At 63.1% G+C, this 20,226-nt stretch carries 19 protein-coding genes; 10 read left to right on the top strand and 9 right to left on the bottom strand.

Features of this window, described 5'->3' with window-relative positions; translation table 11 throughout:
• Positions 1 to 63: 63 nt before the first annotated feature.
• The 3 genes from LFT43_RS09150 (at position 64) to LFT43_RS09160 (ending at position 3,277) form a co-directional block, all read left to right on the top strand.
• Entirely contained in the window at positions 64 to 387 is a 324-nt protein-coding gene (locus LFT43_RS09150) for a DUF3040 domain-containing protein (RefSeq protein WP_395802479.1), read from the top strand.
• A gap of 290 nt (positions 388 to 677) precedes the next feature.
• Positions 678 to 1,544 (top strand): universal stress protein, encoded by an 867-nt coding sequence (locus LFT43_RS09155; protein WP_395802481.1) that lies wholly within the window; start codon positions 678 to 680, stop codon positions 1,542 to 1,544.
• 32 nt (positions 1,545 to 1,576) lie between these two features.
• The gene (locus LFT43_RS09160; RefSeq protein WP_395802483.1) at positions 1,577 to 3,277 is read left to right on the top strand and encodes a SulP family inorganic anion transporter; all 1,701 of its coding nucleotides are present in this window, start codon (positions 1,577 to 1,579) and stop codon (positions 3,275 to 3,277) included.
• Here the strand turns inward: LFT43_RS09160 and LFT43_RS09165 are convergent.
• The 5 genes from LFT43_RS09165 to LFT43_RS09185 all read right to left on the bottom strand — a co-directional run bounded on the left by LFT43_RS09165 (position 3,269) and on the right by LFT43_RS09185 (position 8,605).
• A complete protein-coding gene (locus LFT43_RS09165; protein ID WP_395802485.1) occupies positions 3,269 to 3,712 on the bottom strand; it encodes a pyridoxamine 5'-phosphate oxidase family protein in 444 nt (147 codons plus the stop codon). The genes LFT43_RS09160 and LFT43_RS09165 overlap by 9 nt on opposite strands.
• A gap of 214 nt (positions 3,713 to 3,926) precedes the next feature.
• Entirely contained in the window at positions 3,927 to 4,145 is a 219-nt protein-coding gene (locus LFT43_RS09170) for a universal stress protein (protein WP_395802983.1), read from the bottom strand.
• Between the two features lie 422 nt (positions 4,146 to 4,567).
• Positions 4,568 to 6,004, bottom strand: coding sequence for an MFS transporter (locus tag LFT43_RS09175; RefSeq protein ID WP_395802487.1), 1,437 nt, complete (start codon positions 6,002 to 6,004; stop codon positions 4,568 to 4,570).
• Positions 6,005 to 6,427: 423 nt separating this feature from the next.
• A complete protein-coding gene (locus LFT43_RS09180) occupies positions 6,428 to 7,015 on the bottom strand; it encodes an adenylate kinase (RefSeq protein ID WP_395802489.1) in 588 nt (195 codons plus the stop codon).
• A gap of 66 nt (positions 7,016 to 7,081) precedes the next feature.
• Positions 7,082 to 8,605 (bottom strand): aldehyde dehydrogenase family protein, encoded by a 1,524-nt coding sequence (locus tag LFT43_RS09185; protein WP_395802491.1) that lies wholly within the window; start codon positions 8,603 to 8,605, stop codon positions 7,082 to 7,084.
• A gap of 550 nt (positions 8,606 to 9,155) precedes the next feature.
• Here LFT43_RS09185 and LFT43_RS09190 point away from each other — a divergent pair.
• Genes LFT43_RS09190 through LFT43_RS09220 form a run of 7 tightly spaced genes read left to right on the top strand, consistent with a single transcriptional unit; the run spans position 9,156 to position 16,064 of the window.
• Entirely contained in the window at positions 9,156 to 10,505 is a 1,350-nt protein-coding gene (locus LFT43_RS09190; RefSeq protein WP_395802493.1) for an extracellular solute-binding protein, read from the top strand.
• A complete protein-coding gene (locus LFT43_RS09195) occupies positions 10,505 to 11,401 on the top strand; it encodes a carbohydrate ABC transporter permease (protein WP_395802495.1) in 897 nt (298 codons plus the stop codon). Before LFT43_RS09190 ends, LFT43_RS09195 begins: the two co-directional genes overlap by 1 nt.
• On the top strand, positions 11,398 to 12,240 hold the full coding sequence (locus LFT43_RS09200) for a carbohydrate ABC transporter permease (RefSeq protein ID WP_395802497.1): 843 nt from the start codon (positions 11,398 to 11,400) through the stop codon (positions 12,238 to 12,240). The genes LFT43_RS09195 and LFT43_RS09200 overlap by 4 nt, the downstream gene beginning before the upstream one ends.
• 48 nt (positions 12,241 to 12,288) lie before the next feature.
• Entirely contained in the window at positions 12,289 to 13,371 is a 1,083-nt protein-coding gene (locus LFT43_RS09205) for an ABC transporter ATP-binding protein (protein ID WP_395802499.1), read from the top strand.
• On the top strand, positions 13,368 to 14,708 hold the full coding sequence (locus LFT43_RS09210) for an MGH1-like glycoside hydrolase domain-containing protein (protein WP_395802501.1): 1,341 nt from the start codon (positions 13,368 to 13,370) through the stop codon (positions 14,706 to 14,708). Before LFT43_RS09205 ends, LFT43_RS09210 begins: the two co-directional genes overlap by 4 nt.
• Complete coding sequence (locus LFT43_RS09215; protein WP_395802503.1) at positions 14,705 to 14,830, top strand: hypothetical protein; 126 nt, start codon at positions 14,705 to 14,707, stop codon at positions 14,828 to 14,830. Before LFT43_RS09210 ends, LFT43_RS09215 begins: the two co-directional genes overlap by 4 nt.
• A gap of 25 nt (positions 14,831 to 14,855) precedes the next feature.
• Positions 14,856 to 16,064 carry an ROK family protein gene (locus LFT43_RS09220; RefSeq protein WP_395802505.1) on the top strand — a complete coding sequence of 403 codons (1,209 nt, stop codon included), beginning with the start codon at positions 14,856 to 14,858 and terminating at the stop codon, positions 16,062 to 16,064.
• A gap of 26 nt (positions 16,065 to 16,090) precedes the next feature.
• Here LFT43_RS09220 and LFT43_RS09225 read toward each other — a convergent pair whose 3' ends face one another.
• The 4 genes from LFT43_RS09225 to LFT43_RS09240 all read right to left on the bottom strand — a co-directional run bounded on the left by LFT43_RS09225 (position 16,091) and on the right by LFT43_RS09240 (position 20,192).
• Positions 16,091 to 16,834, bottom strand: coding sequence for a sulfite exporter TauE/SafE family protein (locus LFT43_RS09225; protein ID WP_395802507.1), 744 nt, complete (start codon positions 16,832 to 16,834; stop codon positions 16,091 to 16,093).
• A 5-nt stretch (positions 16,835 to 16,839) separates the two neighbouring features.
• Entirely contained in the window at positions 16,840 to 18,273 is a 1,434-nt protein-coding gene (locus tag LFT43_RS09230; RefSeq protein WP_395802509.1) for an NAD-dependent succinate-semialdehyde dehydrogenase, read from the bottom strand.
• Positions 18,274 to 18,376: 103 nt separating this feature from the next.
• Positions 18,377 to 19,249: an aldolase gene (locus LFT43_RS09235; RefSeq protein ID WP_395802511.1), complete on the bottom strand. Its 873-nt coding sequence runs from the start codon at positions 19,247 to 19,249 to the stop codon at positions 18,377 to 18,379.
• Positions 19,239 to 20,192, bottom strand: coding sequence for a PfkB family carbohydrate kinase (locus LFT43_RS09240; RefSeq protein ID WP_395802513.1), 954 nt, complete (start codon positions 20,190 to 20,192; stop codon positions 19,239 to 19,241). The genes LFT43_RS09235 and LFT43_RS09240 overlap by 11 nt, the downstream gene beginning before the upstream one ends.
• Between the last annotated feature and the right edge of the window lie 34 nt (positions 20,193 to 20,226).

Raw genomic sequence — 20,226 nt, forward strand, 5'->3', positions numbered from 1 at the left:
TCCCGCTCGATAACCCGCACTAACAAAAAAGCAATTAGCACCCCCCGCCGGCATAGGAGGCCGATGATGGCTCTCTCCGAACACGAAAAGAAAACACTGGAACAGATCGCCCGGGAACTGGAGCGCGATGACCCTAAATTCGCGTCAAAGTTCAGATCGATGCCCGGGGCGACCGCGGGGAGTTACTTGGCTTCCGGGATCTTCGCCGCCGTCGTTGGATGCCTCGCGCTGCTGACTGGTGTTGCGGCCCGCGCTCCGGGTTTGGGAATCATCGGATTCACCATCATGGGTGCCGGGGCGTACCTGGCAACGAAGCGGTTCAGTTCCCTGTGGATCCGTCGACGTCCGAGCTCTTCCCCGTCCATGGGGCCCGCGGAGATGGGGTAGCTGGCAGGGCCGGCCTGACGTCACCGAGGCCGCGCATCAGGTAGGCGGCGCCTGCTGTTGGGTGTCGGCTTTGCGGCCGTGTGCGACCGGCATGTGGCCAGATCGCCCACTAAGCTCGTGGTGCGCCGTCGCCGCTTTGAATTCCGCCTGAGGAGCCACGCAAGCCAGCACCGGTCTCGAATTAGCCCGCAGGACTTCCGGCCCTAACAGCCGAGGGCGAGCGGACGGAAACTGAACGTGCAACGGCCGGGAACTGGCCGGAGATAATCTCACGGAAGATCGGACATGCCATGAAAGCACCAATAGTTGTCGGTGTTAACGATTCCGGGGCGAACGAGGCCGCTGTGGCCTGGGCGATGCACCGGGCCGCGGCAGTGAAGTTGCCCGTAGACCTCGTGCATGCGGTGGATGACCGGTGGATGTCGGAATCCCTTGCTTACAACGAGATGGCCAAGAAGGCGGCAACAGAGCTCTTGGGCAAGGCAAAAGCCCACGCAGCCGGAGTGGAACCTAGCGTTGATGTTCGAACACTATTGATCTCGGGCAGCGCTGGGTATGCCCTCCGCAAGCGGTCCAAGAAGGCGTCACTCGTGGTTATCGGTTCCGGAACGCGTCTCAGGCTCGGAGGTCGGCTCACCGACCGGGCGCTGCAGATCGCTGCAGTAGCGCTGTGCCCGGTGGCCGTTGTCGGAGAGGACGGGGTGAACAACCGCCAAGGGGTTCTCGTCGGGGTGGATGGTTCGGAGGAGTCGACGCAAGCGGTGGCATTCGCGGCCGCGGAAGCAGACCGTGAAGGGCAGGAGCTCACGGTGCTGCACGCCTTCCGCGCGCTTCGCCCCTGGGTGCAATTCGCGCGGTCGGAGGGCGACTTGGCCGAGCAAATGCTGGAAGAAGAACGGGTCACACTTTCGGAAACCGTGGCCGGTTTGGCAGAAGATTATCCTGACCTTGTGGTTCATCAACTCCTGGAGACTGACAAGGATCCGGCGGCAGCTCTGGTTGAAGCTGCGTCGAATTCGCAGTTGCTGGTGCTCGGCAGTCGAGGGCGCGGAAGTTTCAAACGCCTCCTATTGGGCTCAACTGCCCACGCCGTTCTTTCTCAGTTGTCCTGTCCTACCATCATTACCCGCGTACGCCGGGTCAAGAACACCGAATAGGAGTTCTGTCCGCGGGATAGGGCAGACGCACGATGCCCGATGACGCCGGTAGACCCCGATTCTTCTGGAAACCCCATTCCACGAAGTTCAAGTCCCTGCTCGCGGATCTAGGTGCCGGCGCTTCGCTGTCTGTGCTGTTGGTCCCTGCCGGGATGGCGTACTCGCTTGCCGCCGGGTTGCCGGCGGTTGCCGGCTTGTACGCTTCCATTACCGCGCTTCTCGCCTACGGGGCACTCGGCCCGTCCAAGGTCCTCATTCTGGGTCCGGACTCCTCCTTGGCGCCTCTGATTGCCGCTGCCGTGTTACCGCTGGCCGCCGGGGATCCCCGGCGCGCCGTTTCCCTGGCAGGACTGTTGTCCTTGCTGGTCGGGGCAATACTGATCCTCGGATTCCTGTTGCGGATGGGGTTTCTGGGCAATCTCCTCTCAAAGCCGATCCGCACCGGATACCTGGCCGGGATAGCTCTGGTCATCGCCGTGAACCAGCTTCCGGGCCTGCTGGGACTTGAGCACCCAAGTGCGGCCAGCGGGGTCTGGGGACAGCTGACGACCACCCTGATTCACTTAGGACAAGGGGACACGAACCTTGCGGCGGCTTTGATCAGTGCGTTCGTGCTAGTCCTGCTTGTAGTGACATCCCGGTCTTCGCCCCGCTGGCGCATGCTCGGGGTGCTCGGTTCCGTCGCCGGGTCCATGCTGGCAGGGTTCCTGCTTCACCTCGAGGGAACTGTCCCGATGGTCGGTACCCTTCCTGGCGGTGGGCCAGCGCCCGCCCTCGACAGACTGGGCACAGCAGAAATAACCGCTCTGGCCGGGCCGGCCGCGGGCATAGCCCTGCTGGCTTTCGCCGATACCGCCGTGCTTTCACGAACTCTTGCCCTCAGGCAGGGGAGTCCCGTTGAGGGCGGGCGCGAAATGTTGGCCCTCGGGGCCGCGAACGCCGCGGCCGGGCTGTTCGGGGGTTTTCCTGTCTCAGCCAGTACCTCGCGGACCCCGGTAGCGATCCATGCCGGTGCCCGGTCCCGATTGGCCGGGGTCTTTTCTGCCTTGCTGCTGCTTGCGTTCATGCAGTTGGAGCCCGAAGCAACGCGGTACCTGCCCTCGAACGTATTGTCTGCGGTTGTCGTAGTGGCGGCTTCATCGATTATCGACATCAAGGACATGTTGGCGCTGTTCCGAAGCAGCCGCACGGAGGCAGCACTGATGATGGCGACTTTCGTCGGCGTCGTAATCGTGGGTGTCCTGACGGGCGTCGTTATCGCCGTCGGTCTTTCCCTTGCCGTGTTCGTCTTGAAAGCGATTACTCCGTATCGGACCGAACTCGTGGCGGTCGAAGGCGTCCCAGGGTTTCACGACGTGACCCGTCACCCCGACGGCAGAAGAACTCCAGGTTTGGTGATTGTGCGTTTCGATGCTCCACTGTTCTTCGCCAACGGACAAGTGTTCGTTGACCATGTCCGTTCCCTCGTGGATCAATCGGCGGTCCCGATCCGATGTGTGATTGTTGCGGCAGAGGCCATCACCGGAATCGACAGCACCGCCGTCGAACAACTTGTGGAACTCGACGAGGAACTGCAATCCAAGGGAATTGAATTCTGGTTTGCCGAACTCAAAGGGCCGATCAAAGACAAACTCCAGCGGTTTGGTCCGGAGACCCGTCTCGGGCAAGCCCGACACTATCCGACACTCGAGAGCGCCATCGATGCTTGGCGCCAGGGGCCGGGCTTAGGCTAGGTGCACGTGGCGGCCTGTTACCACGGCTGCGTGGATTCGGATGAAGTCGTTCCTCTCCCCGCCGGCCCAGGGTTCTTCCATGACCTGTCCCCAAAGATGGGTCAGCAGCTCGGGTTCCTCCACATGCGATGAAGGCCCGCTGACGAGGACAGACCAACCTTCGCTTCTGTCTGACCTCGCCTCGTCAATCTCGAAAGATGAGCTTAGCCGGGGTACGGCGTCGCCGATGGTCCCGGCAGAAGAGGTCCGGAAGTAGATCGCCCGGTTGTGGACGAGGTAGCTGACGGGGAAGATCATCACCCTGTTCTTGTAGTTGAAGCCGAAGCGGCCTGTGTCCTGTGAAGACAGAAGCTCCCAGCACCGTTCTTCGCTGAGCTCCTCAGTGACATGCCGGGCACCATCAATGCGGCTGGGTTCCATGTTGGGCAGGGACATTTTGTTCTCCTCGGGGAAAATTGTGTGGGTCAGGTATTGAGCGCATGGATGGGACGGAAGTCGCCGCGGGGTGGAAGGTCTGCTTGCGTGCCGGCGCCGATCCACCAAGCCCCTGGGCGACAGCCCCGGCCACTTGCCTGGTGTTCCAATACATCGACTCATAGACCACAAGGGCACGCATCATGTTTCTCCTCTCTCCGGCCGTCCGTGTCGTTCAACTCTTTTCAGGAGTAGGGACAACAAGGACTGGGCAGTGGGCGTGCGCAACGCAGGCTGAACTCACCGATCCGACAAGCAGCCCGCCAAATCCTCCGTGGCCACGCCTGCCGACGACAATCATGTCCACTTCCCGGCTGGCCTCAATGAGGGACTCCCGCGCGTGACCGCGAACAACGCGCGAGACGACGTTGTCCGGCAAGTCCGGACCGAACACCTTTTCCAAGGATTCCTTGAGGATCTGTCCTGGGCCTGCCTCAGCGCTTCGATGGAGGCTTCCGATCCACCGATACCAACAACGATCCTGGCTTTAGCTTCCTCGCCCATGATTTTCCTCCTGCGATACGCGTGATTCAGTACTCCGCTAGCGTGTACGGTCGCCGTCCCGGACTGTAGGGCCGAAAGTCACCGTCCTGCGCCCGGACGAGGCACGGTCCGGCCGATCGGCCGGACCGTGTGTCCTACCCTGCCAACGGAGGAAGAACGAAGGTACTTCCTCAAATGACGGTGGGAACGGTGCTGGCACAGCTACTCAGTAACGATCAGTTCCAGCAGAATGAGAATGTATAGCCCCTGTCAGGAAGCGGACCGGAGCGTTTCCCTTGGTGTAGGCGATCCCCGCTGCATCGCAGCCTCAGGTCACGTTGGTTTCGCCGGTGGATTCGCGTCGGGCTGTGTCGGGGGTTCATAAGTGTTGTCGAAAGGAAGCTTGTTCATATCCAACATGGGATTTTCGTCCTGGGTTGCCACCAACTCGTGGGCTGCTGCTTCAGAATGCACGCTGGGCATTGACCCGGGAAGGTGTCTCCGGGCGGATTCCGGGAGGAAGAAGATGGTGACTGCACTGATCGCCGAGGTGCCCATCAGGTAGTAAGCGGGCATCATGTCGTTGCTTGTTGCCTTGATGAGAGCGGCAATGATGAAGGGGGTTGTACCTCCGAAGATTGCGACGGCGAAGTTGTAGGCGATGCCCATGGCCCCGTAGCGGTGGGACGTCGGGAACAGTGCCGGCAGCGCTGACGCGAGATTGGCCACGTAGAACGTTACGGGGAAAGCGATCAAAGCCAGGCCAAGGAGCGTTGACCAGATGCCTCCTATCCCGATCAGCAGGAATGCGGGTGCGGAAAGCACGACTGTGCTGATGGCCCCTATCCAGAGCACGGGACGGCGTCCGATGACATCCGAGAGATGTCCGGTCAACGGGATGCACAATGCCATGACGACCAGGACGGGGATGGTCAGCAGCGTCCCGTGGAGTTCGTCATATCCCTTGTTGCTCGTAAGGTACGTGGGCATGTAGGACGTGAGCGCATAGCCCACCGTGTTGGCCGCGGCCACGAGAATCATGGCCAGCAGTATCCTGGGCCAGTATGCCTTGAATATTCCGACCGGGCCCATCGCAGCCACACCCTGGCCGGGCTGGGAACTGCGGGCGGCGGTCGCTTCCGCATCCAGGGTTGCTTGGAAGGTGGGCGATTCCTCAATCTTCATGCGGAAGTAGATGGCGATCAGACCGAGGGGGCCTGCGACCAGGAACGGCAGGCGCCAACCCCAAGCCTCCATTGCGGGCTGGCCTAGGATCAACTGAAGGACGGAAACCAGCGCGGCACCAATCGCGAATCCCAGGTAGCTGCCCATGTCCAGGAAGCTGGCAAAGAAACCACGGCGTTTGTCCGGAGCATGCTCGCTGACGAAGGTGGTGGCTCCTGCATATTCGCCGCCTGTGGAAAACCCCTGCACGAGCTTGGTGACGACCAGCAGTACCGCCGCCCAGATACCCAACTGTGAGTAACCGGGAAGCAGTCCCACGACAAAAGTCACCGCAGCCATGATTATCAGGGTCATGGCGAGAACCTTCTGGCGGCCGATTTTGTCGCCAAGCCAGCCGAAGTACACGCCACCCAGCGGACGGGCGATAAAGGTGGCACCAAAGGTTCCCAGCAGGAACAGGTTTTGAACGGATTTGTCGGCCTCCGGCAGGAAAACCGGACCCATGGTGGTGATCAGGTAGCCGAATACGCCGACGTTGATGTGTGAAACATGCAAACGGCGGGCTAAAAGGGGTTCCTTAGCCATATCTACGGCGCCCCTGAACCAATACTCAAGTCGCTAGATCGATCGTCCTTTGGCATCTTGGCTCCTCCAGTGGAGGCCGTGCCTACGGGAGATGGCTCCCTCCCTCCCATCGTTCCGAGGAAGGATTTCATTAGCTGGAAGCCGCCACAAGGCCACTTTACTCCGGGGAATGGATCCCTCTCAAGGACGCGGCTTGGTCTCCCGACGCTATTCTCGGATGGCACCGATCTGTTCGCCAGGCGGAATCGTGGTCAGCCGGTGTGCAGCATGAGCGGTTGCCACATGATACGAGCGCGTTCGCCTCCGCCGGGAGGTTTCGCCGTACAAATGCGAGTGCCGCAGGTGGTCGGCCCTGTCGGATTCCGCTGCGAGGATCTGACAGGGCCGATCACCGTTGGGTCACCGGAGCCGGCGGTTCGAGGATTAGTGTCCGCTTACGACGGTGACTTTGAGGGGATTGTCGAGGGCGCTCATCACCCTGTCTGTGACGTCCGCGATCCCGCCGTGGCCATCAACCTTCCTCAGGATGCCGCGCTCGGCATACTTGGCCACCACGGCTTCGGTCTGCTCGTGGTACAGCTCCAGCCGGTGGCGGATAACGGCTTCGTTGTCGTCGCTGCGGCCCGTCTCCTTGGCGCGGCCCAGCAGGCGGTGGACCAGTTCGTCGTCATCGGCGGTCAGCTGCAGGACGACGTCCAGCGCTTGCCCGCCTCTCGCCAGGACCTCGTCCAGGTAATCAACCTGCGCCGTGGTGCGGGGGTAACCGTCCAGCAGGAAGCCGTTCTCGACGTCGTCCCGGCAGAGGCGGCTCCGCACCATCTCGTTGGTGACGCTGTCGGGGACAAAGTCACCGGCGTCCATGTACTTCTTGGCTTCGATGCCAAGGGGCGTCCCGCCCTTCACGTTGGTGCGGAAGATGTCGCCGGTGGAGATCGCAACGACGCCGAGGCGTTCGGAGATCCGCTCCGCCTGCGTGCCTTTGCCGGAACCGGGCGGGCCAATAATCAGCATTCTCGTCATTCAAGTGGCCCTTCGTTGTGCCGTTGGTGAAAGCTTGCCGGGGTGGTCGCTCGGGCTCTAGAAGAATCCGAGCTTGTTTTCGGAGTGGCTGACCAGGAGGTTTTTGGTCTGCTGGTAATGGTCCAGCATCATGGCGTGGTTTTCGCGTCCGATTCCTGAGGACTTGTATCCGCCGAACGCGGCACCGGCCGGGTAGGCGTGGTAGTTGTTGACCCACACGCGGCCGGCCTGGATTTCGCGGCCTGCACGGTAAGCGACGTTGCCGTTGCGGGACCAGACGCCGGCCCCGAGACCGTACAGGGTGTCGTTGGCGATGCCGATGGCGTCGTTGTAGTCCGTGAATCGTGCCACAGAGACCACGGGGCCGAAGATTTCCTCCTGGAAGATCCGCATCTTGTTCTGGCCTTCGAAGATGGTGGGCTGGACGTAAAAACCGCCGGCAAGATCCCCGTCAAGCTCGGTCGGTGCACCGCCGGTCAGGATCTTGGCGCCCTCTTCGAGCCCGATGTCGATGTAGGACAGGACCTTCTCCATCTGGCCTGCCGACGCCTGGGCACCAATCTGGGTGTTGGTGTCCAGCGGGTTGCCCTGGATGATCTTCTGTGTCCTGGCCACGGCGTCGGCCATGAAGGAATCGTAGACACCGTCCTGGACGAGGGCGCGGGACGGGCTGCTGCACACTTCGCCCTGGTTGAAGGCGTATAGGGTGAAGCCCTCCAGCGCCTTGTCGTAGAAGGCGTCGTTGGATTCGGCAACGTCGTTGAAGAAGATGTTGGGGCTCTTGCCGCCGAGTTCCAGCGTGACCGGGATCAAGTTGGCGCTGGCGTACTGGCTGATCAGGCGCCCGGTGGAGGTCTCGCCGGTGAACGCGATCTTCCGGATCCGCGGGCTGGAAGCCAGCGGCTTTCCCACCTCGGAGCCGAAACCGTTGACGACGTTCACAACACCGGCAGGCAGCAGGTCGCTGATCAGCTCCATCAGGACCAGGATGGAGGCCGGGGTGTTGGAGGCGGGCTTGAGGACCACGGCGTTTCCGGCGGCCAGGGCGGGCGCCATTTTCCAGACCGCCATCAGGATGGGGAAGTTCCACGGGATGATTTGGCCCACCACACCAAGGGGTTCGTGGAAGTGGTACGCCGTGGTGTCCTCGTCCAGCTGGGATAGCCGGCCTTCCTGCGCACGGATCGCGGAGGCGAAGTAGCGGAAGTGGTCCGCCGCGAGGGGAATGTCCGCGTTCAGGGTTTCGCGGATCGGTTTGCCGTTGTCCCAGGTTTCAGCCACGGCCAGCAGTTCCAGGTTCGCGTCGATCCGGTCCGCGATCTTGTTCAGCACGGCGGCGCGCTCTGCGGCGGACGATTTGCCCCACCCCGGGGCGGCCTTGTGCGCTGCATCGAGTGCGAGCTCAACGTCCGCCGCGGCACCGCGGGCCACCTCGGTGAATTGCTTGCCGTTCACGGGGGAAACGTTCTCGATGTATTGGCCGGTTGTGGGGGCTACCCACTGTCCGCCAATCCAGTTCTCGTAACGGTCCTTGAACTGGACCTTGGATCCATCTTGGCCGGGCTGTGCGTAAACAGTCATCGTTAACTCCTTTGGAGGACAGACGTCTTCGTCCTGGCCACATGCTAGAGGTTCAAAGGTTGCGACCAGGCTGCAGTGGGGGTCCGAGGCCTGGACGCTGATTCCCGCCCGGGGAGGTCCCCGGGAAGTAATGAGCGACAGCCTAAGCCGGTGTACACGAACAGCGCGCCTGGGCCCGGAGGTGCACGGCATGGTGCTGGCGCTTGCTCCTGGACGGGGGTCAGAGGTCTTAGCTGGTACCTGGACGCTGGGAGCCGTCGACAAACCCTTCTTTGGCCCGGTTTCGCATATGAGTTCCGGGATAACCTAGCCGAATTCGACCGGTCTGCCTATTACTACTCCTCCAACCCTTTGGCGACGCGTTGAAGAACTGGGGGTACTGAATACCCGGCCTCCATCTTGGGTCAGGAGCACCTTTACTCTTCGCTCTGTGGGCCTTCCGTTCGTCGCCCAGCCAGCCCTCACGAGTGTGGGCCTTGACACATTCCAACATTTGTCTCATCGTTAGACGAATGGTGTTGCATTGGCGCGCACCTGATTGGAGTAGTCAATGACTGGCAGCTATTTCTCGCCTCCACAAAGTGGGCCCTCACGGCGGAGCATGCTTTTGGCGGGCCTCGGCACGGCCTTGTCGCTCCCGTTTCTTTCCGCCTGTTCCGGCTTCGACACCAGCGGCGCGGCCGCAGGTGCGGGGAGCGTCGGCTTTCTGTCCACGCAGTTCACCCCGGTAGAGGAAAAGCAGCGCTATGAAGCGGTCCTGAAGAAATTCGTCAAGGTCCCCGTGGCGTACAACTCGGTGGCCAATAATGTCTTCGCCTCCACCGTGCAATCGCAGGAGGAGGCGGGTGATGTCCGGCTCTCCCTCCTCGGCGGGCTTCACGGCGATCTGGCACCGCTCGCAAAGTCCCTGGATGATGTGGACTACCTTCTTCGGGAACTGTCAGGCAGTGGTTTCAACAAGGACATCCTGGCGCTCACGAAGGTTGGCGGATCGACGTCCAAGTACGTTCCATGGATGCAGGCGACGTATCTGGTGGCCGTCAACAAAAAGGCTCTCGAATGGTTGCCCAGCGGCGTTGATGTCAACGATCTCAGTTACGAGGACTACTTGGCCTGGGCCAAGGCCGCCAAGAAGGGCGCGGGCCGTCCCGTTTTCGGAATGCCCGCCGGACCCAAGGGCCTGCACCACCGCTTCTATCAGGGGTTTCTGCTTCCCAGCTTCACTGGTGGCCAGATCACCACGTTCCGGAGCCCGGATGCCGTCACAGCCTGGAACTACATGCGGGAACTCTGGGACAACATGGCTCCCGCTTCCACCAACTACGACGCCATGCAGGAACCTCTGGCCCGCGGCGAGGTCCTCGTGGCCTGGGACCACGTCGCGCGGCTCGTCGGCGCCCCCGCAGCCAAGCCGGACGACTGGCTCATGGTTCCGGCGCCCAGGGGTCCCAAGGGGCGGGGCTACATGCTGATCGTCGCCGGCGTCGCCCTCCCGCAGCGCGGACTGGAGCGGGACCGCGCTGAACAAGTCATCCGCAGCCTCATGGAACCGGCCACGCAGATTGAAACCCTCCGCAGCAATGCCTTTTTCCCGGTTATCCAGACGGAACTGCCCACGGATCTGGCCGGTGCCATCGCGCTGGAGGCCGCGGCGGTGCGTCGCCAGCAGAGATCGTCCGGGGCGCTTCTGGCGCTTCCACCTGTCGGAGTGGGCGCAAAGGATGGCGAAGTGTCGCAGATCTTCAAGAATTGCTTCCAGGAAATCTGCCTTAACAGTTCCTCAGTTCAATCAGTCCTGGACAAGCAGGCCGCACAGCTCAACACCATCCTGAAGGCGCTGGCCGTACCCTGCTGGGCGCCCGATCCTGTCTCACCCGGCACGAAATGCGAGGTAGCGTAATGACGGTCCAATCCCCGCCGCTGACGCCTGCAACAGCCCACATACCAAAACGGCCGCGCCGGGTGCCGCCCGCCGTTTGGCTGATCGGCCCCTCCGTCATCTTCATGTCCCTGCTTCTCGGGTGGCCCGTGGTACAGGGCGTCCTGCAAGCCATCCAGAACGACCAGGGCTTTACCCTCGATTATGTGAAGCGGATGGTCGAGGACCCTTATTTCTGGCCTGCCGTTCGGAACACGGCCCTGCTGATTGCCGTCATGATCCCGCTTCAGTTCGGGCTTGCCCTCACCATGGCCCTGCTCCTTCGGTCCAACCCGCGGTTGAACAAGCTGCATTTCTTTGTATGGGCCATTCCGTTGGCGCTCAGCGACCTTGCCGCCGGACTCGTGTGGCTGTCCATCTTCAACGACCGCGGATACCTCAACTCTTTCCTTAAAGGGTTCGGCATCGATGGAATTTCCTGGCTCGCCTACGACAACCAGGCCACACTCTTCCTCTGCGTTCTCATCGCCGAGGTCTGGCGCTCAACCTCGCTGGTCCTGGTGATCGTGGTGGCAGGGCTCCAGGGCATCCCCAAGGACTACGACGAAGCCGCGCAGGTGTTCGGCGCCACCTTCTGGCAGCGCCTGCGCCACGTGACCCTCCCGCTCCTGAAACCCAGCCTGCAGGTGGCACTGATCCTCCGCACCATCCTGGCGTTCCAGACATTCGCGGTCGCCCAGGCACTGACCGGACAGAACTTCCCCCTCGTCGTCGGAGAGACCTACCGCTGGTACACGGCCCTGCAAAACCCCAATGTCGCCGCGGCACTGGCCTTGGTCATCCTCGTCGCGTCGATGCTGACCTCCATCTTTTACCTGCGCGCACTCCGCGAGAAAGGGCAGGGAGGCACCCGATGAGCACCCCCACCGTAGACACAGCACCCCTCCAGCGGCAGCGCCGGCACCGGGTTTACCTGCAAATAGCGTGCGTCACCATTTCGCTTTTCATGCTGGTCCCGATTTACCTGATCTCGCTGGCCGCGCTCTCGACGCGCGAATCCCTCAACGAGTTCCCGCTCAGCCTGCTTCCGACCAACATCTCCTTCGACACCCTCGACGCGTTCCTGTCCTCTACCGGAATCTTCGGGGCGCTGGGCAACTCCGTGATCGTCGGCATCGGCACGGTCCTCCTTTCGGCGGTCATTGGGATCCCCGGCGGGTACGCCCTGGCCCGGTTCGCGTTCCCCGGGAAAGAGCCCTACCAGCTGTTCCTGCTGTTCACCCGGGCGTTGCCGATCGTGGTCCTCTCAGTCCCTCTCGCCAAGCTGTTCCTGACCACCAACATCTATGACACGACCTACGGCGTGATTCTGCTCCACACCTCACTGGCGCTTCCTACAATCATCCTGATCTCGGCGAGCGTGTTCCTCAGCGTCCCCGTCGACGTGGAAGAGGCCGCTCGCATCTTCGGTTGTACCCCGTTCGGCGCCTTCGCCAGAGTGGTGATGCCCATGGCGTTGCCCGGACTGGCTGCGGCCTCGATCTTCACCTTCGTGATGTCCTGGAACGAAGTACTCGGTGCTTCCATCCTCACTCTGGACCACCGCACCCTACCGGCCCAGGTCCTTACGTCACTTTCGGATTCGCCGCTTGCCTACCGTTTCGCCGGCGGCTTTGCGCTCGTCATCCCTTCGATCATTTTCATCGCGTTCATGCGGCGGTACCTGACCAACATGTGGGGCTCCACGATCCGCTGATGCTCCGCACTCCCAAACTTCCCGGATTCACCTTTGAAGGAGCCGATCATGGCTGATATCTCCATTTCCAATCTCGTCAAGACCTATCCCGGCGGCACGGACCGCGCCACCGACGACGTCACCCTGGACATCACGGATGGCGACTTCACCGTCCTGCTTGGCCCCTCCGGTTGCGGCAAGACCACCCTGCTGCGGATGGTGGCCGGCCTGGAGTTTCCCGACGCCGGCTCGATCTCGGTCGGCGGCCGAGACGTCACCTACCTGCCGCCGAACAAGCGCAACATGTCCATGGTTTTCCAGTCCTACGCAGTGTTCCCGCACCGCAAAGTCCGGTACAACATCGGCTTCGGACTGCAAATGGCCAAGGTCGACCCCAAGGAAATCGAACGGAAAGTCCAGTGGGCGGCTGACCTCCTCCAGCTCGCCCCGTACCTTGACCGGCTTCCGGCCCAGCTCTCCGGTGGCCAGCGCCAGCGTGTCGCCGTGGCCAGAGCCATCGTGATGGACGCCGACGTCCTCCTGATGGACGAGCCCCTCTCCAACCTGGACGCCCTGCTCCGCCTGACATTCCGATCCGAATTGAAGAAAATCGTCAAGGACCTCGGAACCACCACTGTCTACGTCACGCACGACCAGAGCGAGGCCTTGTCCCTCGGAGACCAGGTCGCCGTGATGCGCAAGGGCCGCATCGTGCAAATCGGCGATCCCCTGGACGTCTACGACGCCCCGGCCGACAAGTTTGTCGGGGGGTTCATCGGCTCTCCGCCCATGAACTTCATCAGCGCCGCCGTCACCGGCTCCGGAGACGGGCTGCGCGTCGGTGACCAGAACCTCCATGCCCCCTCGATGCTGCGCTCCTTCGCCAACCAGGACATCGTCCTTGGCGTCCGCGCCGAAAACATCGGGGTGGCCAAAGACCGGTCCTCCGGCGATGTCCCGGCAACGGTGCTGGTCGTCGAACCGATGGGCTCCTCAGTGCTCCTGACGGTCGACGTCGACGGCCAGAACATCAAGGTCCAAGCCCCGCCGACCTTCCGGACATCACCGCGTCACACCATCTGGCTCACCTTTTCCCCGAACACCATGCGCTTCTATGACGGCGCAACTTCAATGGCACTGGAGGCCAAATGAACACTGCAACCAACGTCGGCATCGAGGAACTCCGCCAGTCCGCAATTGACGTCCTGAAGCTCAACGATCTCGGCACGATGACCAGCGCAGCGCCCAACCTCTACCCGCATATGTGGAGCTGGGACGCGGCCTTCGTCGCCATCGGGCTTGCGCGCGTCAACGTCCCGCGGGCCATCACGGAGCTCCGCACCTTGCTGGCCGCCCAGTGGTCCACCGGGATGATACCGCACATCGTCTTCAGCGAGGATTCCGCCGGATACTTCCCGGGCTTCGACCGCTGGGACACCGCATCCGCGGCAGCGCGTCCGGCCGGGGTCAAGAGCAGCGGCATCTGCCAGCCTCCCGTCCACGCCATCGCGGTGCGGCACATTGTTGACCGCGGTCGGGAAAATGGGGGAGCGGACCAGGAAGCGGCCGAAGCCTTCCTGCGGGAAACCTTCGACGCCTGGCTGGCGTGGCACCGCTGGCTGGCCGAGGTCCGGGACCCCGAGGGGGTGGGCCTGATCGAGATCCACCACGGCTGGGAATCCGGATTCGATAACTCCCCCCGCTGGGATGGCCCCTATGCCCGGGTCCAGCCCGGCCCGGTACCTGCATTCACCCGCCGTGACACCCTGCATGTGGCCGATGTCAGCGAACGCCCCGACGATGCCGAGTACACCAAGTATCTGTGGCTTGTCCAGCAAATGGCCTCCGTGAACTATGACGACAAGGCCGTGCAGGGCGTGGTGGACTTCCGGGTACGGGATGTGTTCTTCTCAGCGATCATGGCCGCATCCAGCGACGTTCTGGCTGGCCTGGCCGATGAAATCGGACGGACTTCCGATGCTGAGGAACTGCGGGGTTTCGCCCGGCGTTTCCGCGCCGGCGTAGCCTCCACCCTCGATCCTGCCACCGGACTGGCTCGGGACTATGACGTGCTGGTCGATGAGTGGATTTCCACCGACACAGTCTCCGGATTCGCTCCCCTGGTGTCCGGAGGCGATCGTGCGGTGCTAGCGGTGCAGCGAAACACACTCCTTGGTCCGGATTGGATGAGTTACCCGGGTCTACGGTTTCCCCTCCCACCGTCCACCTCCCCGTCCAGCCCCGCCTTCCGCCCCCGGACATACTGGCGCGGGCCGGTCTGGCCCTTCCTGAACCTTCTGCTGGGCTGGGCGTCGCAGCGCGACGGGCAGAGCGAAATCTACGAGACACTTAAGACCGCATCCCTGCGCCAACTCGCAGATCTGAAATTCGGTGAGTACTACGAGCCCTTCACGGGTGAGCCGCTTGGCAGCCTGAACCAGGCGTGGACGGCGGCCGCCGCGCTGGAATGGATCGGCGCCGACGCGTGACGGTCCTCACGCCCGAACAGCTCCGGTCCACGGGCAGCGCCAACGCCCGGACTACGAGCGTCGCCGCCGCAGTCCCGCTGTTCTCCCGCAGCGCAGCGGGAGAACAGCGGGACTGCGGGTAGGATGATCAGCCGAACAGGAGGAGCAATGACAATCGAACGAATACCCGCCAGGCTCAGCGGCGCGACCTCCCACGGTAGCCTCCTGGACCTAATCCGGGGGACCGGAGGAATGTCGCGCCAGCAGCTCCTTGCCAGCACCGGCATGTCCAGGGCCACACTTTATGAGCGGATTGAGACGCTGCTGCGCCGGAACCTGATCTACGAGGCCGAGAGCATGGAAGCGACTGGAGGCCGCCGCTCCCGTAAGATCCGTTTTGACGACCGCGGCCGCGTGGTGCTTGCCTTCGCGCTGGGCCAGACCCACGCCACGGTCGCGGTCTCTGACACCAACGGCGTCCTGCTGAGATCGCGCACGGTGGAACACCGGATCAACGCACCCGAAGGTGCCGTTCTTCAGCCCCTGATCCGGATCGGCACCGAACTCCTAAACGCCGGCACCGCCGAAACGCTGGTCGGCACCGGCGTCAGCGTTCCGGCTCCCGTAGAGGCAGGCACGGGGACGGTGGTGCACCCAACAACGATTCCCGACTGGCGGCCCGAAGCCGTGACCTCTGCGATGACCGCCGCTTGGCATGTTCCGGTCGTGGTGGAAAACGACGCCCGGGCAGCTGCCCTGGGAGAATGCAACGACGACCACGAGACCACCGTCTACGTTAAGGTCGCCACCGGCATCGGTTGCGGCATCGTCGTCAACGGCTCGATCCTCCGCGGGGCGCACGGCGCTGCCGGTGACATCGGCCACATCCACGTCGCCTCGGACGGGCCCGTGTGCCGGTGCGGACGGCGCGGTTGCCTGGCAACCTTCAGCTCAGGAAGTTCACTCCTGGACCAGCTTCGCGGCGACGGACTGAACAGCCTCGACGACATCGCCGTGGCCGCCTCCGCGGGCCGGACGGACGTTGAGGCGCTGCTGCTCTCCGGTGCGGACGTCCTCGGGGGCGCCCTCGCCGCAACAGTCACCACCATCAACCCGGACAGGCTCGTGATCGGGGGCAGGATCGGAACTATCCCGCTGTTCGCCGGCCAGGTCCGTGAGCGGGTCCTCCGGGACGTCGTCGAGCGGATCTCCAACGGTCTGACCGTCACCGCGGGCATGCCAGGCGACGCTGCCGCCGTCGATGGACTCACCCGGCTCGTCATCCGCAAGGTTTACTCCGCCGAAGCAATTGATTCGCTGCTGACGGACTACGTCCAGAACACCCAGCCAGGTGGGCGCGGCACAGCGGCGTCATGACTTGTGCGGACGTCTCTTGAGCGGGTTCAGGGCCCGAGCAGTTCCCAGATGCCTCGGGCTGCTGCGGCGACTGACCCGACGTAGGCCAGAAGAACCATGAGCCGCCTCGCCGATTGTGACGGCATTCGTTTGGCGAGTGCTTCGCCTGCGAAGAGTCCGAGGATGATGGCGGCCCCCATTGAGACCCATATCCATGGCGGCAGCTGGGGCATCGAAGATGGTTGGGTGAGGAGTTTTGCGGTGACTGAGGTTATTCCGATTGTCAGGAAGTAGGGCTGCATGGTGGCGGCGAAGGTAATTTGCTCCCAGCGGCTCATGATCGCGTAGACGCTGAGGGCGGGTCCGCCGACGCCGGCCGTGGTATTCATCAGTCCGCTCATGGACCCGGCGAGTACGAGCGGGCGGAGCCCGGTACGCCGGCGTGGCGCGCGGAGTGCGAGACCGACCGTGAGGCTCAGAATGACCAGGGCCCCGACCAATAGTTCGAGCCAGGCCGTTGGAACGTATTGGACGATGACCGCGCCGGGAATGATTCCAATTAGCGCGGAGGGCGCCAGTATGGCGTATTTACCCCATTGCACGTGCCTGAAGACCCTGGCCAGGACCGCTGCTGAGGTCAGGGCCCCACAGATGTTGACAAGTATCACTCCATTGACGGGCCCGATGAGCAGGACCAGGAACGGCGCAGCAACCAGTGCGAAACCGAGTCCGGTAAGCCTTTGCATCGCCGAGCCCATCAGCACCGCGAGGATGAGAAGCGCTCCGGTCACGGCGGTCAGGGACGCCAGGCGAGGTAGCGGGTGTCCTGGAATTCCTCGAGACCGATTGAGGCGCCCTCGCGACCGAGTCCGGACTGTTTGACGCCACCCATTGGCGCAAATGCGACGGACGGCAGCGGATCGTTGATGCCTACAATTCCTGCTTCAAGCAGCTCGCCAAACTTCCACGCGCGAGCCGCATTGGCGGTCCAGACGTAAGATGCGAGCCCCATTTCTGTTGAGTTTGCCATTTCTAGGGCTTCGTCGTCGCTGCCGAAGGTGAATATTCCTGCTGCCGGACCGAACACTTCCTCCTTCGCCAGACGGGCGTCCTGCGGGACATCGGCGACGAGGGAAGGAGCAATGTAGGCGCCGGAGGTGGGGACCGGCCGTAACGCCGTGAGGAGCCTCCCTCCTCTCTCAAGAGCATCGTTCACAAGGTCCTGGACCTCCGCGACCCTGCCGGCGTCGATCATCGGCCCGAGGTCGGGCATCTTCTCACCGTCGGATGGGACGCCGTGGCCGATGCTGAGCGAGTCGAACCTGGCAGCCAGTCGTGTGCCGAATTCGTCGGCAACGCTTTCGTGGATGAGGAATCTGTTCGCGGCCACGCATGACTGGCCGGTATTCCTTAGCCGGCCCAGGATGGCGCCCTCGATGGCAGCATCCAGGTCAGCATCGTCGAAAACGATAAAGGGAGCGTTGCCGCCCAGTTCGAGCAGGGGCCGGACGATGCGCTTGGAGGCTTGGGCCATGACGGCTGCGCCGACGCGGGTGGAGCCTGTGAAGCTGACGACACGGGTCGCAGGATGGTCCAGGAGGGTAGCGGTGATTTCCCTTGAGGGTCCGTGGACGAGGTTCAATACTCCGGCGGGTACGCCGGCGTCGACGAGGACGCGGAACAGTTCGGTGGCAGCCAACGGGGCTTTTTCCGCGACACGGCCTACGACCGTGCAGCCCGCGGCAAGCATCGGGGCCAGTTTGCGGGCCTGGATGGAAACCGGGAAGTTCCAGGGGGTCAGGCTTATGGCGACGCCTGAGGGGCGGCGGATTGAGAGGTGACGGCGGCCGTCGGCTTCGGGGGCGAGCACGGTGCCGTTTGATCGGCGCGCTTCTTCGGAAAACCAGCGGAGGTACTCGATCGAAAAGTCGACTTCTCCTTGTGCCTCAGGGAGCCTCTTCCCCGCCTCGCGGGCAAGAACCCGGGAGACCGAGTTCCTGCGTTCGCCCAGAAGGGCGGCGGCGTCTCTGAGAATGTCGGCCCGTTTTTTGGCTGTGGTCCGTGACCATGAGTCAAAGGCTTTGGCCGCGGAATCTGCTGCTCGTCCGGCGTCCATCGCGTCACCCCATGCGACCTCACCGACCTCGGAACCGTCCCCGGGGTCGAGAACGGCCTTGGTGTTGTCCGCTGGTTCCCAGCGTCCCTCAATCAATTGGTTGGCGTAGATCATGGTGCTCCTTCTTTTGGATGCGGCATTGATCGCGGACAATCAGGTTCCTGCCACGAGTCCGGTGTGTATTCAATGCAAAGCGGGTGCCCAGCGGGGCCTCGGGTCAGACGTGCACGGCTTCGTCTACGACCTCGCAGAGCCGCTTCAGCCGGTCGACGGCGTCGGTCGCAAGTGAATGCGGGACATCCGGGCGTGTCAGGCAGGATGCCCACACGGCGCGGCCGGCCAGGAAGCCGGAGGCGCCCTCCTCGCAAGCCCATTGGACGGCGCTCGGGAAGAGGGGTTCGGGAACGCCGGAGGATAGCACTACCCATGGGCTGGCGATCAGGCCGGTGAGCCGGGCGCAGGCGCTCCGGATTTCGGTCTCGCGGGCCTGTCCGTGGTACGGGACTTCCGCCTTGTACAAGTCGGCTCCAAGATTGCCGAGTTCGGCGGCGGCCTGGACGATGCCGGCGTCCCGGTCGAAACCGGTCCCAGCGAGAGGCTTGCGCGCGATGGGTTCGATGATGCTGATCAATCCAGCCTCCCGGCACCCGCGGACAAACGATTGGACCATCGACACGCGGTGGTCGGGTTCTTCATCGGGCCGGTAAATGACTAGAAGCTTCAAGGCCTTGACGCCGAGCGCGGCATACTTGGCCGGGTTCACAGCGGGGTCGATATGCGTCCGCCCGACAAGTTCGCCGTGGGCGCTCTCGAAATGGTCTGCCGCCGCGATCAGTGCGCAGCCGGGCGAAACGGCTCCTTGGTCGATGGCTTCATCGAGGGCGAACTGCTTATCGATCAGCACAGCGGACGCGAAGGGGGTCAGCGTTCGCGCGGCCTGGAGTTTGAAGGCCTGGACTTCCTGATCGGTGATGGTCCGCTGCCGGTGGTCGGCCAGCATGTTCCGCAATGCTTCGCGCTGGTCGATTGCCAGCATCGCGAAGGCACCCGATGGCCGCTGCAGTTGAGTTAGGCGTGAATTATCCGGCACGGATTCCTCCCGGCTGTCCGCTGGCGGTTCCGGGTAGCAAGACAGCGGGATGAGTACGGCGCGGTATTCCGGATCGTCCGTCCAGGGCCTCACAGGACTTGGCCGCGGCCTCGTTCGCGTCCTGCATCGCGTCTGACAGCCTGTGACCGGCCGCAAGCGAGGCAAGCAGGACGCCGTGAAAAACGTCTCCGGCACCGAGGGTCGAGCGGATGCTCGAAGCGAAAGCGGGAACGTGAACCATTGTTCCGTCTGGCCCGAGGCCCCAACTGCCGTGGCTGCCGCCGGTGGCCACGACAGTCCGGGCGCCTGCGTTCCGGGCCGAGTGAAGTAGCACCTCTGGATCGGAGGAACGTTTTTCCCGGAAGGTCCTCGCCAACTGTTCGATCGTCGGAACGTACAGATCGACGCCGTTCAGGCTGAAACCGGGAATGGGGTTGCCCCCGTCCACGCTAAGCCTGAAGGATCCTTCGGTGTCTTTGAGGCCCTCCAGGGCGGGCCAGCCCATGTGATCGGCGTGGATCCATGCTGCCTCGGACATCAGGGTGTGGGCCGCAGCATTCCGGGTCAGGTCCAAGGGCGGTCCTGGACGGGTGATGATGGACCGGCTGCTGCCGGTCCGGGCAACGACCACGATGCTGGCCCCGGATGGATGGCTTGTTGAGCGAGTGACGGCGCTGACGTCGACGCTCTCGGCTTCAAGGTCAGCAACGATCCGTTCCCCGTCGCTGTCGGTCCCGACAGTTCCGATGAAAGCCGTCCGTGCGCCGGTTCGAGCCGCAGCGACCGCTGCGGTGGCGGCAGGCCCGCCGCCGGCGATCACCAGGTCCTCCGCCACCGTCCGGCTGTCCGGCCCCGGGTAATCTTCGACGAGGGCGATGGTGTCCGTCGTCGCGGTTCCAATGAACACCAAAAGCGGCAACCGGTCTGACGTTGACGTTTTCATTGGATCCCCTCGTGGAGTCGGTACGTACTGATAA

Source organism: Arthrobacter sp. FW306-04-A (genome assembly GCF_044358315.1).
In the GTDB taxonomy this organism is placed as follows: Bacteria; Actinomycetota; Actinomycetes; order Actinomycetales; family Micrococcaceae; genus Arthrobacter.